This window comes from Pedobacter psychrodurus (assembly GCF_032678585.1).
GTDB lineage: Bacteria > Bacteroidota > Bacteroidia > Sphingobacteriales > Sphingobacteriaceae > Pedobacter > Pedobacter psychrodurus_A.
Window position 1 is genome coordinate 104,721 of sequence record NZ_JAVTSN010000012.1, and the last position, 13,953, is coordinate 118,673.

The window sequence follows — 13,953 nt, forward strand, 5'->3', positions numbered from 1 at the left end:
TTACCTTTGCGGCATTAACAAGAAATTAATTACTTAAAAAAAATTCAAAAATGAAAAATGCATTCAAATTAGGCTTTTTAGCTTTAGCTTTATCTTTATCAGTTGTTGCTTGTAACTCAGAAAAAAAAGCTGAAGGTGCTGATACTACTTTAACTGATTCTTCTACTATCGTTACTGATACTACTGCAAAAGATACTACAGTGAAAGATTCTACAGTGAAAGATACTACTGTAAAAGCTACTACTACTACAACTGAAGTTAAACACTAGTTTAATTTTACCCATATAAGAAAGGCCTTGAAGATATCTTCAAGGCCTTTTTTATAATATTTTATTTTTTTTATTTTTTTTTTGGGTTACCTTTTTAGACAATCAGTATTAACAGGTGAATTAATTAATTACTTAAAAATACTCAAAAATGAAAAATGCATTCAAATTAGGCTTTTTAGCTTTAGCTTTATCTTTATCAGTTGTTGCTTGTAACTCAGAAAAAAAAGCAGAAGGTGCTGATACTACTTTAACTGATTCTTCAGCTATCGTAACTGACACTACTGCAAAAGATACTATGGTTAAAGATTCTACAGTAAAAGATACTACTGTAAAAACTACTACAGAAAAAACTGAAGTTAAACACTAGTCTAACTCACTTATAAAAAGAGCCTCCAGATGTAAAATCAGGAGGCTTTTTTATTTTATGCCCAAAAACGGGTTACCTTTTTAAATTTTGGGTATTAAAGGTATATTTTAACCCTAAAACATATATCAAAATGAAAAATGCATTCAAATTAGGCTTTTTAGCCCTGGCTTTATCTTTAACTGTTGTTGCTTGTGATTCAACTAAAAAAGCTGATGGCGCTGATACAACAGTTACAGATTCGTCTACAATTGTTACCGATACAACTAAAGTAGATACTGTAGTTAAAGATTCTACCGTAAAAGACACTACTGTTAAAGCTACTACTGAAAAAACTGAAGTTAAACACTAGTTTTTATAACATTTAACATAAAAAAGGTCACGATTTAACATCGTGACCTTTTTTATTTCACAACAACGGGTTACTTTTTTAAGTTTTTTGTATAAATTAGTAAGTAATTAATCTTTAAAACCACAACAAAACAAAAAAACATGAAAAATTTATTCAAATTAGGCTTTCTAGCGTTTGCTTTATCATTATCAGTTGCTGCTTGTAAATCAGAAAAAAAAGATGGTGCAACAGATTCATCTAAAGTTGACTCTACAGTTGTAGATACTACTGTAAAAGACACCATGATGAAAGATAGTATGGCAAAAGACACCGCTAAAATGGACACTACTAAAAAAATGTAATTTAGCAACACCTAATTTTAAAGGCTTTAGATCTATCTGAAGCCTTTTTTGTTTTACCTGCAATTCTTTAAGAGATAAATCCATCAATTGTAGTAAATTTGCGGAAAATATAATCCGCATAATGAATTTAACATCACTACAAGCTATTTCACCTGTTGATGGCCGTTATAGAAAAACAACCGAAGGTTTAGCCGCTTACTTTTCAGAAGAAGCTTTAATCAAATACCGTGTTTTTGTAGAAATCGAATATTTTATCGCACTTTGCGAAATCAACTTACCTGGCCTGGAAAATTTTGATAAAAATCTTTATGCCCAATTACGCAAAATCCACGAAAATTTCGCTGAAGTAGATGCTCTAGAAATTAAGGAAACTGAAAAAGTAACCAACCACGACGTGAAAGCTGTTGAATATTTTATCAAAAGTAAGTTCGACGCCCTGTCGCTTCAAAACTATAAAGAGTTTATCCATTTTGGCTTAACCTCGCAAGACATTAACAATACCGCCATCCCTTATTCGATTAAGTTGGCGCTGAATGAAAGTTATTATCCGGCAATCAGTACCCTGATCGAGAAGATAAATGCCCTGGCTACAGAGTGGAAAGACATCCCGATGTTGGCGCATACGCACGGACAACCAGCCTCTCCAACTAAATTAGGTAAAGAGTTTCTGGTATTCGCCGAACGGTTAAGCATTCAGCTAGAAGGCTTAAAAACGATACCGAACAGTGCAAAATTTGGTGGCGCAACCGGAAACTTCAACGCACACCATATTGCTTACCCTGAGGTAAACTGGGTTGATTTTTCCAATCAGTTTGTTAATGAAACTTTAGGATTAACCCGTGCACAACATACTACCCAGATTGAGCATTACGATCAGTTTGCAGCCCAGTGTGATGCTTTAAAACGCATTAACAATATTATTATCGATTTGGATAGAGATATCTGGACCTATATCTCTAAAAATTATTTCAAACAGAAAATCAAGGCTGGAGAGATCGGTTCATCGGCCATGCCACATAAGGTTAACCCGATCGATTTTGAAAACGCGGAAGGAAACGCAGGAATTGCCAATGCCCTGTTCGAATTTTTTGCTGCCAAACTACCGATTTCACGCTTACAAAGAGATTTAACAGATTCTACCGTATTAAGAAATGTAGGTGTTCCTTTTGGCCATACTTTAATTGCCATTAATTCTACTTTACGGGGATTGAACAAAATTTTACTCAATGAAGCTGCCCTACATGCCGATCTAGACGATAACTGGGCCGTTGTTGCCGAAGCTATTCAAACCGTATTGAGGAGAGAAAACTATCCAAATCCTTACGAAGCATTGAAAGAACTGACCAGAACCAATTCAAAAATTAATGCGGCAAGCATTGCCGGTTTTATTGAAGGTTTAGCTGTTTCAGAAGCCGTAAAAGTACAATTGAGAACCATTACCCCTTTCAATTACACTGGTGTTTTTTAGTTAAATTAAATTGACGTTAAGCAGACAGCACTACAGGCTTTTATTAATGAGTAATTGTTAATTTTGTTTATTCAAATTGATTAAGACATGACGATTAACGTATATACAGAACAGACTCCGAATCCAGCAACCATGAAATTCATGGTCAACAAGCTGTTAATTAATGGTAGCGAAGACTTTGCGACTAAGGAAAGCGCAGAACATTCTCCATTTGCCAAAGAGTTATTCAAGTTTAACTTTGTTTCTGGTGTTTTTTTCGCCAGTAACTTTGTAACCGTTACCAAAACTGAAGATGCGGAATGGGCTGATATTGAAGCCATTTTGAAGGAATTTGTTAAGGGTGCGGTAGAATCTGAATTAAAAATTAAAGAAGCAACTGCTGAAGAAGCGCCTGCTTTTGAAGGTTCGGAAACTGAAATTAAAATTCAGCAGATACTGCACGATTACGTTCGTCCGGCTGTAGAGCAGGATGGTGGCGCAATTACTTACAAATCATTCGATGAGGGGGTTGTTACAGTAGAACTACGTGGTTCTTGCAGTGGCTGTCCATCGTCTACCATTACGCTTAAATCTGGCATTCAAAACTTATTACAGAGAATGGTACCAGAAGTTACAGAAGTGGTTTCTGAAGCGCTTTAAAATTGTGCATTTTTCATAGTACATATAGTGAAAAGGTCCCGATGCGAATCGGGACCTTTTTTTATTGCGTCATCCCGATCCGAGAGCTATCGGATGAAGTGCAACGGAATGCCTGCCCTTACAGGCGGGGAGAGATCTATACATTAGGATTGAATACAAAAGCTTACAGATTTCTCCACTTCGGTCGAAATGACGATCCTAGAGGGTGACGCCTCTTTTAAAAATATCGTTTAATCGCTGCTAGCATTTCTGCAGTAAGTTTTCCGTTGGTAGCCAATATTTCTCTTTTTTCAAAGTAATCATTACCACCTGCGAAATCGTAAACCTCTCCCCCTGCCTGCTGCACAATAAAGCATCCGGCCGCAAAATCCCATTGTTGTAAATTATACTCAAAAAAGGCGTCGAAACGTCCGCAGGCGGTATAAACCAGATCTATTGCCGCGGCACCAATTCTGCGTACGCCATGGCTCTTCTGCATCATCTCGGTCAGTAATTGGATATACTGAGGCTGCTTATCAAATTGATAATACGGAAAACCCGTAGCCAGTAAACTTGAAGCCAGATCTGGATTGACAGAAACCCTGATTTCTTTTTTATTCATTAAAGCAGGTCCGCCTTTATACGAATAAAACATCTCTCCCCTATTTAATTCGTACACTACACCAATAACAGGTAATCCATCTTCGTAAAGGGCTACGCTAATGCCATAGGTGGGAATGCCATGGATAAAATTAGTGGTGCCATCTAAAGGATCAATGATCCAGGTATACGTTTTGCCTGTTCGATTTATGGTTTTCTCTTCCGTAATAAAACCGGCGTCAGGAATCAGTTTTTCAAGGTTTTGAACCAGTTTCTGTTCTGCTGTTTTATCAACATACGAAACCATATCATTCAAACCTTTGTATTCGATTTTTTGGGCATCAAATTGCATAGCTTCTTTACGGATAAAGTTTCCGGTAAGCTTTACAATAGAGATCACCTTATTGCATAATAATTCGTAATTCATAGCTATTTAACAACAAAACAGTATTGTTGTTGGATTTTAAAATGAACTTATAGGGATTTTTAAGCCAGTTTATTCTTGTTCCTTAAAGCATAGGCACTTAGTGCAATGCCACCAACTACAAGGAAAGTAGAAATCATTTCGGCCTGTGTAAAGTGCATACCAAAAACATGGTATTTAGAATTCACACGGATCAATTCGATACAGAAACGTTCCATACCGTTCAAAATCATGTAAATACCAAACATTAAACCTGGTGCCTTTATTTTATCTCTGATGCTCCACAAGAAAGCAAAGAGGATTAAACAGATCATGACTTCGTAAATTGGCGTTGGATACACACCCTGGGCCAGTTCATTACAAAACTTACCACTGCAGCCGGGAATAGGAATTCCATCCCCCACCACGTTATTCGGATATTTGTACGACCATAACCAATCTGGTAACCAAGAAAAAGGTTTCGGATTAAGGTTCTTGATTCCCCAATCACCATCGCCAGCTAAATGGCAGCCAATACGGCCTACTGCATAAGCAAGCATCATTCCTGGCCCACCAACATCGAGCATATGGAGCGGTTTAATGCCGTTTCTTTTGGCAATGATCAATACTGCTGCACCACCGCATATTAGCCCTCCGTAAAAGGTTAAACCACTAAAAGACAACAACCTTTCTATAGGGTGTTGAACAAAATCGTCCCAATACTCTAAATTATCGAAAAATTTAGCCCCTAAAAAACCCCAGATAGCCGCCCAAACAATCAGGTTACTCATTGTTTGGTATGGATGAACCGTCACTAACGTTTCTTTTGGTTTATCCAGTTTGTGTTTATTCTTTTCAGTATAGTCCCAATATGCAAACAAACCGGCAAAAAACAAACCACCGATGATATATCCTTTTGTAGACATTAATACGCCCTGTGCATCGTTTACAAAAAGTTTATAATTTAACAACGCGTAAACCAGTTTATAACCGATAATGAAACCGAAAAGGCCGTTCAAAATCAGCTCCGAAGTAGTAGCAGGTTTTCCAACTACAATTGTTTTTTTAATTGGATGAAGTATGCCCAGCGCTTCTTTACGCTTTAGTTCTTTGGTAAAGGCCCAATAACCGGCAACAAAAGCCAGTGCCACAAAAACACCAAATGTATTAAATGGAAGCGGTAAATTAATGCCGAATAAGTATTGCAAAAAATGTGAAACGGTAGGAAACATACAAATTATTTGTTGCGAAGATAGGAAAGAAAGACCAAAGCGGAAAGACTAAAGCTGAAAGACCAAAGACTAAAGCAAAAAACGTAAAGTCGAAGCAGAAAGATCAAAGCTGCATAATCAGTGCGTTCCTAAAATCTGTGTAATCAAACCCGAAGGGAAAAAAGCTGAAAGGCATAAGACCAGCGGTTAAACACGGAGAAACTGGTCAAACTCTATTTTTATTAGGAGAATAGTGGTTCAGTATTTTATTGGTTGCTACAGTCCCGCGCTACGCTTTACTCACCCGATAGAAAAAATCGGATTCGTGCCCGCTCCGATCGGGTCTAATTAACTCTCTATAGTAGTTCTTCGAAAGCGTAAATTAAAATCATTGACAACGAAATATCAATTTCATGTTCTGTGTTTTAAAGATCCTTCGACTACGCTACCATTGACGTTATTTTGTAATTATTTACTAATGAATAACTTAAATGCATTTGCATTTCCTCCGAGCTAGGCCAAAGCACCTCATCCACGTTCAACTAAGACCCGGCCTAACAAATTTTTCGGGCCCCACAGACCAAGCCACTCTACTGGCTTCCAAAGAAAAATTTTCAGCCGGCATTTTTTGTTTCTTTTTGATGCCAAAAAGAAAGAGCCCTTCGGCGGCGGCGAGCCGAGGCAAGACGGAGCAGCAGGGCAAAAAAGATAATTTATACGTCAATCCTATTGATTTTTATGCAATAAATTATCCCTCAGGATGACAAATCGAAGGAATGAAAATTAGATTGAAGACTTCTGACTAATGATGTGCGTAAGCAGTTTCCAATTCGGCAACCTCTACCTCACCATCAGCCGTAATTTCTAAAAGCTTTACTGCTTTTAACTCATTAACCATCACCGGATCGTATTTAGCACGGACTTTTACATAATTTTTGGTAAAACCATGCATGTAACCCGATTTCTGATCAGCTTCGAAAAGAACTTCGCCTTGAGTACCAATCTGCGATTCGTAAAAAGCCCTGCGTTTTTTATCCGATAAAATATGGAGCATTTTACTACGTTCGTTGCGTACACTTCCGGCTACAACACCTTTCATTTCGGCAGCAGCAGTTAATTCGCGTTCAGAATAAGTAAATACGTGTAAATAAGAAATATCAAGTTGGTTTAAAAACTGATAGGTATCTAAGAAATCTTCTTTTGTTTCACCCGGAAAACCGACAATTACATCCACGCCGATACAACAGTGCGGCATTACTTCCTTAATTTTGGCCACACGTTCTACATATAAATCGGTACGGTAACGACGGCGCATTAAGCCTAAAATTTTATCAGAACCCGATTGTAAAGGAATATGAAAATGTGGAACAAATCTTTTTGAGGTAGATACAAACTGAATGATCTCATTGCTCAAAAGATTTGGTTCAATCGACGAAATGCGGATTCTTTCGATTCCTTCTACTTCATCAAGGGCTTTAACCAGGTCAAAAAATTTATCTTCGCGCTGACCGTTACGGATCCCAAAATCGCCAAGGTTTACCCCCGTTAATACAATCTCTTTTACTCCGCTTTCGGCAATCATTTTCGCCCGGTTAACTACATTTTCGATGGTATCGCTACGGCTTGCGCCACGCGCTAAAGGAATAGTGCAATAGGTACAAGGATAATCGCAACCATCCTGTACTTTCAAAAAAGTACGCGTTCTATCCCCAATAGAATAAGAGGCAATAAAATTATGATTTACTTTTTCGATATTCTGCTGATGAACAACCGCTTTAGGCTGTTTGGTTAAATCGGTAATGTATTCTACAATCCTGAATTTTTCGGCAGCACCCAAAACCATATCCACACCTTCTATTTCAGCAATTTCCTGTGGTTTTAACTGTGCATAACAACCAACAATGGTTACAAAGGCATTTGGCGAATACTTTAAAGCTTCCTTAACAACTTTACGGCATTTTTTATCAGCATGCTCCGTAACAGAGCAGGTATTGATCACATAAACATCAGCCTGATCCTGAAATTCTACCACAGCATAACCGGCATCGGTAAATAAACGACCGATAGTTGAGGTTTCAGAGAAGTTGAGTTTACAACCTAATGTATAAAATGCGACTTTTTTCATTGAGCCTGCAAAGATAAGAAATTTGTTCGGAGTTGGGTGTTTGAAACCGTCTCAACCTACAATTTACAGTGTATTAACAAAAGATAGTTTAGAGTTGGGTGTTTGGAGTTTGGAGAATTTTACCAAATGGGTTAATTTACGCCAATCGCACAACTCAACACTCCCAATTAGTCTTCCTGCCAACGGTAGCTTTGCTGTTCAAAACCTGCCAAATCCAATACTCTGCTAATTACCGTTCCGGCAACTTCTTCTATGCTTTTAGGCAAACTATAAAATGAAGGGTTTGCCGGACAAATGATCCCACCAGCCTCGGTAACGGTTTTCATGTTATTGATATGGATTAAACTAAAAGGAGTATCCCTTACCACGGCAATCAACTTTCTCCGCTCCTTTAATACCACATCTGCCGCTCTTGAAATTAAATCGTTGGATATTCCATGCGCAATACGTCCTAAAGTTCCCATTGAGCAGGGAACAATGATCATGGTGTCGTATTTTGCAGATCCTGAGGCAAAAGGAGCATTAAAGTCATTTTTATTATAAAAAGTGAAATCTACAAATTGATCATAATTCTGGTTACCCAGTTCAAATTGCCAAACCTCTTTTGCATTATCGCTCATTACTACGCCAACAGCCTCAATCTGGGCTTTTAATTTCGATAACTGATCAAATAAAACCTTTGCATATATAGAACCGCTGGCACCAGTAACCGCAACAATCACTTTCTTTTTTATCATTATACAAAGATAGGTTTTCTGAAAGATACTAAATAAAAAAGGGCCAGAACAAAGTTCTGACCCTACATCTACCTATGAAAAACATACCCTCGAAAGGGTAAGAACAAATATATATAAATTTTTAAAAAAATATACCAGAGAAATGTTAAATCGTCTAAATGACGCCTTTAAATCAAAATATAAAAATAACATACTGATTATCAATCTAATAATTTTTTACAAAATTAATATAAAATCAATTTTAAGGGCAAAAATGATACATTTTACGCAACACTATTAAATAATATGTATTACAAATCAGTCACTTTTACTCATTATGACAATACATTTATAATTCTAAAACCTAATTTCGAACATTTAGCTTTACAATTTTTTGATATTAAAATAACAGATGTCTAAGAAATAGTACGTCAAAAATTATTAGGGATAGGATCTAACAGTATCTCATCATCAAGATGTACTCATCGCATGCAAAGCTAGTTTAGATCTAATACGGCTCAACGTTTCCAATCGCATACATAGAAAAGAAGCAATATATTTTAGGGGAACCCTATTTACCAGTTCTGGGTAAAACTTCATAAAACGCACATATCTCTTTTCCGCAGATTGTAACCTTGTGATCAGTGCCCGCTCGCAAGCTTGTAGGTAGTGTAATTGGGTCATTTTCCGATCAACATAATTTGCAATATAATAATTTAGATAAAGTTGTTTAGTCATGCTGTGGGGAACCGCAATTGCAACTACCTCTTCCAGAGCCTGTACGTATTCTTCACCAGGCTCACCTTCATCCCAAAAATTATTCAAATTGCTAACAAACTCATTTTCTTTTGCAATCCAGGTGGTAATTTCTTTATCATCATCTTTCATATAACCTCTGGCTACACCTTTAAAGATAAGATAGGTGCATTTATCACGGTGTAAGGGTGAAGAAATAAATTTATTCTTTTTAAAAGTAACCGGAAAAGTATGTTGATTGATGATGAATTCTATATCAGATGTTAACTGATGGAAGGTTCTGTAGACTTTAATTAAAGGGGAAAACCCATTAAATGCCCTCCACTTATCTGTTGAATAAATGTTTTCGTGACTCATGTTCGATATCTATTGTGTAACTGCTAATAATCCTCCAAAAAGGATAAAACGAAAATATTATCTACCTTTTTATTTAACAGTTGTGCAATAAAAATGTTTAGTCAATAAATAATGTTATGCTAAAATGATGTATAAAATATGGCCTTATAACAACCTAAACAGCATTTAGACTTATAATTAATACATTTTTGTAGTATAAATATTATACCTTCGTAACAAATCTGTTGGCAATTAAAGTCCTAACGGTTATATTTGAGAAAGCGTTAACCAAATTTATGATAGATTTAGCATCATCATTTTTAAAAGCACTATTAAAACATTCTAATACTCCTTTAATCATTTTCAAAATAAAACCAGTTTTGGTTGTTGTAGAACACAATGATGCGTATAGGGCGTTAATAGAACGGATAGGAGGAAACTTTAAGTTTTATGATATTGATATTATTCCGAATCTACTTTCTGACGGGGAAAAAGAGCAATTGATTAAAACAGTTCGTAAAGTAAGTGAGCGCAAAGAAAAAAATATTTTAATTATTCATCCTATTTATTCCAATTCGCCACATGTAAAATGGGAATTGGAATTTTCTCCTGTAATACAGAACGATCACCCAGTTGAATACATTATTTGCTCGCTGAAAGAAATCGTAGCCAATGAAAATAACCTGGAAAACATTTTATTCGAACTCTCCGAAAGTGAAACAAGGTTTAGAGGTTTTTTCGAGCAGGCACCCTTGGGAATGTGTGTATTACGAGGTACTGAATTGATTACAGAATATGCAAATGATAATATTTTGAAACTTTGGGATAAAACCAGAAAAGAAGTTATCGGCATACCACAGGAAGAAGCAAGGCCTGAGCTTGGCTTAGAAAAACCTATATTGAATCGCGTTAAAGACATTTTTAAAATAGGTGAGCCTTTAGTTTTGAATGAATTAAGAATTTCGACACCAAAAACTGATGGTTTTTTTATTGCGATGTACCAGCCTTTAAAAAATGATAAAAACGAAGTCACCAGAATTTTAGTCATCATTAAGGATATTACAGAACAGGTAAACTTTAAAAAGGAACTACTCAAGGCTAAAGACATTCTCAAAATTGCCATGGATGCATCCGAAATGGGCTCCTGGAATATTGATATTGAAAGCAAAAAGGTACTGTTATCAGAAAGGGCACAACAAATTTATGAACTGGAAAGCAACACCTTAGGAATTGAGCAAGCAAAATCATTGATCAGCCCGGATGATATTGCATTTCTGACTAGCAGTATCAAAAAAGCGTTGCATAACAGACAGGCTTTCAACATCGAATATCAAATTAATCTGAACGGCATAAATACGAAAACAAAATGGTTGAGAACTGCCGGTAAAGCCTATTATAATGAAGAAGGAAAGGCTGTTTACATCGCCGGAGCTGTTTTAGATATTACGGAGCATAAACAAGATGAGATTAGGAAAAATGATTTTATAGGCATGGTAAGCCATGAGCTCAAAACACCTTTAACTGCGCTAAGTGCTTATGTACAGCTTTTACAATTTAAGCTTAAAGAAACTACCGGCAATCACTTTACCATTGAGACCCTTGACAAAATAAATGTGCAGCTGAAAAGAATGTCGCTCATGATTGATGGTTTTCTAAATGTATCGCTCTTAGAATCCGGCAAAATTTTATTAAATAAAACTGATTTCGATCTCGTAGAACTAATCAAAACCATTGCGGAAGAAAACAGGGTTATTTTGCCAAGTCACTTTATACAGGTTATTGGTTTAGACGAAATTATAGTAAACGCAGATCGTGAGAAAATTGGCAATGTAATTAATAACCTGATCAGCAATGCAGCTAAATATTCTAAAAAAGAGTCTTTAATCGCCATCAAATGCGAAAGAAAAAAAGGCGAAGTAATTGTTAGTGTAGAAGACGAAGGTATTGGAATTAAAGAGGCGAACATACCTAAGCTTTTTGATCGTTTTTTCCGTGTTGAAAGCCTGGATACGCGAACAATTGCTGGCTTTGGCGTTGGTTTATATATCTGCTTAGAAGTAATGGAAAGGCATAACGGAAAAATCTGGGTGGAGAGTAAATTTGGAAAAGGCTCTACATTCTATTTTAGTTTGCCCACAGCGGAATAAATATATTGGTGGATGCCAAACCAAATATCCTTTTTTGTTATCACTAACCTAATGAATTAAACCCGAACCATATCTATTTCAAGTTCTACATTAACAGCGGTTAAACCCTTGGTACTTAATTCTATTTCAAAATTTACTTTTGAGTTGGTGATCATATGATCGGATGTTGTACTTAGAAAAAAATGAATATCCTGGCCGTTTTCATCAATAATGATTCCATGGCCTTGTTCAATATCAATCAGACTAACGTATCCCTTTCTTTTGTTGTTCATCGGGTTTAATAAAAAAGTCGACAATTATAACGAAAATCAGTATAATTAAAAATACATATGCATAAAAATAAACATAGCAAAAAGCTCTACTAAATCGTTTTCTTTATCGGTAATCGTTGTTTATGAAAAGATTAAATTTCACCTAATTCATATTGATTTTTTGGAAAAGAGCTCGTTTAATGATTTGCTAAAAATATAACCCATTTGTTAAATTATTAATATTACCTGCGCTAAATAACCATCAAACCCTACTATTACCCTCATATAGAGTGAAAATATGTTAACAAAATCATTTTATATTAACTATCTGATTTACATATTGTTATTTATAATAAAAAAAGCTATTTTTACAGAACAAAAACGAGCTTGTACTGATATTTATCTAATTAATCATCCCAACATGGAAAATCTCACCCAAACATCAAACATTAAGGAAGAAATCGTCCTGTTATCTGAAGAAACAGATAGAAATTATTGGGCAAACCGGCTAGGTGTAACTTCTGAAGTACTGAAATCGGCAGTAAGAGCTACCCGATGTATCACCTTAAATCAGATAACTGCTTATTTAAATCAACAAAAGAAAAAAGTCAGTATTTCTTGATTAGTATTGTATAAATTATAAGATTGGAAATCATCCAGTTTAAGAAAAGCATTAGCCACTGGTTAGTGCTTTTTGCATTTAAATGAGATTCCCTAAACCTTTTAACAAAAGCCACGGTTGTTTATACAGCACCTATAAAAATATAACTATGGCAACTACAACAAAAACAAGTTCAAAATCTCCTGCTACAACAGCGGGCGCTGCTGCAAAAAAAACAGTTAATACAAAGACAAAATCATCGGCAAAACCTCAAAACAAAACCGGCAAAATGGAAGACTCTGAATTCCATAAGTTTTTTGTTGATGAATTAAAGGACATTTACTGGGCCGAGCAACATTTGGCAAAAGCACTGCCTAAAATGAAAAAGGCTGCAACCAGTAGAGAATTGGCCGCTGCGTTCGACAAGCATACAGCCGAAACAGAAACCCACATTGAAACACTGGTACAGATATTCTCACTTTTAGACGAGAAGGCTACTGCTAAGAAGTGTGATGCCATGGCTGGATTACTGGAAGAAGCCAACGGGATTATTGAAGAAACAGATAAGGGCACGATGATCCGCGATGCGGGATTAATTCTGGCCGCACAAAAGGTAGAACATTATGAGATTGCGACGTATGGCACCTTGAAAGTTTTTGCCGAAAACATGGGCCATACCGAAGTGGCTAATTTACTGGCGCAAACTTTAGAAAATGAAAAAGCGACTGATGTTACTTTAACAGAGATAGCAGAAAGTTTCGTTAATCAAGAGGCAGCGGCAGAATAAGCAGCTGTTGAATTCAAATAAAAACAGTTCCTAATTATGGTTAGGAACTGTTTTTTGTATGCCGTAGCGCTATTTATCGCAATTAGTACTTCAATCTTCCAGTACAATAAGCAAGTAAGTTAACAGATTCTTTTGAAATTCTACTGGAACTAAGATTTGATTTAATATGTGCAACTGCACTTCCTAGTTTTTCTTCCAAAAGATCGAGCATTCCCATTATATTTTCTGGTTCAATGGTTATTGATAGTAGGGGATAATATTTATTCTCTAAATCTTTTTTCTGGTTATTCGTAGCCAAACCCAATGTCCACTCTTCTGTTGCAGAAAAACCATATTCATGTCTGGTATTATTCAGTTCGTATAAAAATACCTTTGCCTGAACTTTTGGATCGTTATTTGCCATTTTTACCTGGCTTTTTAGCAAATAAATCTGTTTCTACTTTTGCCGACTTCCCTTTTCCAGATTGATAATCGGATGGCGCTTTCTTATCGACGCCGATCGGTTTCTTTTTATCTCTACTCATCTTATAAATGATTATAGTTAATAAGACCAATCATCATTGCATAAACAATTCGGTGACCGGAATAAAAAATACTCATCTAAAGTG

General features: G+C 36.0%; 17 protein-coding genes. 9 read left to right on the forward strand and 8 right to left on the reverse strand.

Going from position 1 to position 13,953, the window contains the following annotated elements; genetic code table 11:
• Positions 1-50: 50 nt before the first annotated feature.
• The 6 genes from R2S57_RS10185 (at position 51) to R2S57_RS10210 (ending at position 3,433) form a co-directional block, all read left to right on the forward strand.
• Entirely contained in the window at positions 51-269 is a 219-nt protein-coding gene (locus R2S57_RS10185) for a hypothetical protein (protein ID WP_025142863.1), read from the forward strand.
• A gap of 148 nt (positions 270-417) precedes the next feature.
• Positions 418-636 (forward strand): hypothetical protein, encoded by a 219-nt coding sequence (locus tag R2S57_RS10190; protein ID WP_316844940.1) that lies wholly within the window; start codon positions 418-420, stop codon positions 634-636.
• A gap of 130 nt (positions 637-766) precedes the next feature.
• Positions 767-985, forward strand: a complete 219-nt coding sequence (locus R2S57_RS10195) for a hypothetical protein (RefSeq protein WP_316844941.1) — start codon at positions 767-769, stop codon at positions 983-985.
• Between the two features lie 140 nt (positions 986-1,125).
• Entirely contained in the window at positions 1,126-1,326 is a 201-nt protein-coding gene (locus R2S57_RS10200) for a hypothetical protein (RefSeq protein WP_316844942.1), read from the forward strand.
• Positions 1,327-1,447: 121 nt separating this feature from the next.
• Positions 1,448-2,794, forward strand: a complete 1,347-nt coding sequence (gene purB, locus R2S57_RS10205) for an adenylosuccinate lyase (protein ID WP_316844943.1) — start codon at positions 1,448-1,450, stop codon at positions 2,792-2,794.
• Between the two features lie 87 nt (positions 2,795-2,881).
• Positions 2,882-3,433 (forward strand): NifU family protein, encoded by a 552-nt coding sequence (locus R2S57_RS10210; RefSeq protein ID WP_316844944.1) that lies wholly within the window; start codon positions 2,882-2,884, stop codon positions 3,431-3,433.
• 217 nt (positions 3,434-3,650) lie between these two features.
• Here R2S57_RS10210 and R2S57_RS10215 read toward each other — a convergent pair whose 3' ends face one another.
• From R2S57_RS10215 to R2S57_RS10235, 5 genes are all read right to left on the reverse strand, one after another.
• Positions 3,651-4,439, reverse strand: coding sequence for an inositol monophosphatase family protein (locus R2S57_RS10215; RefSeq protein ID WP_316844945.1), 789 nt, complete (start codon positions 4,437-4,439; stop codon positions 3,651-3,653).
• 59 nt (positions 4,440-4,498) lie between these two features.
• Positions 4,499-5,623, reverse strand: coding sequence for a prolipoprotein diacylglyceryl transferase (locus tag R2S57_RS10220; protein WP_316844946.1), 1,125 nt, complete (start codon positions 5,621-5,623; stop codon positions 4,499-4,501).
• Between the two features lie 805 nt (positions 5,624-6,428).
• Positions 6,429-7,751 carry a tRNA (N(6)-L-threonylcarbamoyladenosine(37)-C(2))-methylthiotransferase MtaB gene (mtaB, locus tag R2S57_RS10225; protein WP_316844947.1) on the reverse strand — a complete coding sequence of 441 codons (1,323 nt, stop codon included), beginning with the start codon at positions 7,749-7,751 and terminating at the stop codon, positions 6,429-6,431.
• A 167-nt stretch (positions 7,752-7,918) separates the two neighbouring features.
• Positions 7,919-8,488, reverse strand: coding sequence for a UbiX family flavin prenyltransferase (locus R2S57_RS10230; RefSeq protein WP_316844948.1), 570 nt, complete (start codon positions 8,486-8,488; stop codon positions 7,919-7,921).
• Positions 8,489-8,938: 450 nt separating this feature from the next.
• Positions 8,939-9,580, reverse strand: coding sequence for a Crp/Fnr family transcriptional regulator (locus R2S57_RS10235; RefSeq protein WP_316844949.1), 642 nt, complete (start codon positions 9,578-9,580; stop codon positions 8,939-8,941).
• A 275-nt stretch (positions 9,581-9,855) separates the two neighbouring features.
• Between R2S57_RS10235 and R2S57_RS10240 the strand changes: the two genes are divergently transcribed.
• Entirely contained in the window at positions 9,856-11,706 is a 1,851-nt protein-coding gene (locus R2S57_RS10240; RefSeq protein ID WP_316844950.1) for an ATP-binding protein, read from the forward strand.
• Between the two features lie 56 nt (positions 11,707-11,762).
• On the opposite strand, the gene R2S57_RS10245 is transcribed toward R2S57_RS10240, so the two are convergent.
• Positions 11,763-11,978 carry a cold shock domain-containing protein gene (locus R2S57_RS10245; RefSeq protein WP_316844951.1) on the reverse strand — a complete coding sequence of 72 codons (216 nt, stop codon included), beginning with the start codon at positions 11,976-11,978 and terminating at the stop codon, positions 11,763-11,765.
• A gap of 400 nt (positions 11,979-12,378) precedes the next feature.
• Between R2S57_RS10245 and R2S57_RS10250 the strand changes: the two genes are divergently transcribed.
• Entirely contained in the window at positions 12,379-12,579 is a 201-nt protein-coding gene (locus tag R2S57_RS10250) for a DUF3606 domain-containing protein (RefSeq protein WP_316844952.1), read from the forward strand.
• A 148-nt stretch (positions 12,580-12,727) separates the two neighbouring features.
• Positions 12,728-13,345 (forward strand): ferritin-like domain-containing protein, encoded by a 618-nt coding sequence (locus R2S57_RS10255; protein ID WP_410479072.1) that lies wholly within the window; start codon positions 12,728-12,730, stop codon positions 13,343-13,345.
• Positions 13,346-13,427: 82 nt separating this feature from the next.
• Here R2S57_RS10255 and R2S57_RS10260 read toward each other — a convergent pair whose 3' ends face one another.
• Together R2S57_RS10260 and R2S57_RS10265 are read right to left on the reverse strand one after the other, a co-directional pair.
• Positions 13,428-13,748 (reverse strand): hypothetical protein, encoded by a 321-nt coding sequence (locus tag R2S57_RS10260; protein ID WP_316844953.1) that lies wholly within the window; start codon positions 13,746-13,748, stop codon positions 13,428-13,430.
• Complete coding sequence (locus R2S57_RS10265) at positions 13,738-13,869, reverse strand: hypothetical protein (protein WP_316844954.1); 132 nt, start codon at positions 13,867-13,869, stop codon at positions 13,738-13,740. Before R2S57_RS10265 ends, R2S57_RS10260 begins: the two co-directional genes overlap by 11 nt.
• Between the last annotated feature and the right edge of the window lie 84 nt (positions 13,870-13,953).

Coding starts and splice junctions, on each gene's coding strand:
- R2S57_RS10215 (WP_316844945.1), bottom strand. CDS start 4,439: ATGAATTACGAATTATTATGCAATAAGGTGATCTCTATTGTAAAGCTT.
- R2S57_RS10245 (WP_316844951.1), bottom strand. CDS start 11,978: ATGAACAACAAAAGAAAGGGATACGTTAGTCTGATTGATATTGAACAA.
- R2S57_RS10240 (WP_316844950.1), top strand. CDS start 9,856: ATGATAGATTTAGCATCATCATTTTTAAAAGCACTATTAAAACATTCT.
- R2S57_RS10235 (WP_316844949.1), bottom strand. CDS start 9,580: ATGAGTCACGAAAACATTTATTCAACAGATAAGTGGAGGGCATTTAAT.
- R2S57_RS10200 (WP_316844942.1), top strand. CDS start 1,126: ATGAAAAATTTATTCAAATTAGGCTTTCTAGCGTTTGCTTTATCATTA.
- R2S57_RS10265 (WP_316844954.1), bottom strand. CDS start 13,869: ATGAGTAGAGATAAAAAGAAACCGATCGGCGTCGATAAGAAAGCGCCA.
- R2S57_RS10210 (WP_316844944.1), top strand. CDS start 2,882: ATGACGATTAACGTATATACAGAACAGACTCCGAATCCAGCAACCATG.
- R2S57_RS10260 (WP_316844953.1), bottom strand. CDS start 13,748: ATGGCAAATAACGATCCAAAAGTTCAGGCAAAGGTATTTTTATACGAA.
- mtaB (WP_316844947.1), bottom strand. CDS start 7,751: ATGAAAAAAGTCGCATTTTATACATTAGGTTGTAAACTCAACTTCTCT.
- purB (WP_316844943.1), top strand. CDS start 1,448: ATGAATTTAACATCACTACAAGCTATTTCACCTGTTGATGGCCGTTAT.
- R2S57_RS10195 (WP_316844941.1), top strand. CDS start 767: ATGAAAAATGCATTCAAATTAGGCTTTTTAGCCCTGGCTTTATCTTTA.
- R2S57_RS10230 (WP_316844948.1), bottom strand. CDS start 8,488: ATGATAAAAAAGAAAGTGATTGTTGCGGTTACTGGTGCCAGCGGTTCT.
- R2S57_RS10185 (WP_025142863.1), top strand. CDS start 51: ATGAAAAATGCATTCAAATTAGGCTTTTTAGCTTTAGCTTTATCTTTA.
- R2S57_RS10250 (WP_316844952.1), top strand. CDS start 12,379: ATGGAAAATCTCACCCAAACATCAAACATTAAGGAAGAAATCGTCCTG.
- R2S57_RS10190 (WP_316844940.1), top strand. CDS start 418: ATGAAAAATGCATTCAAATTAGGCTTTTTAGCTTTAGCTTTATCTTTA.
- R2S57_RS10255 (WP_410479072.1), top strand. CDS start 12,728: ATGGCAACTACAACAAAAACAAGTTCAAAATCTCCTGCTACAACAGCG.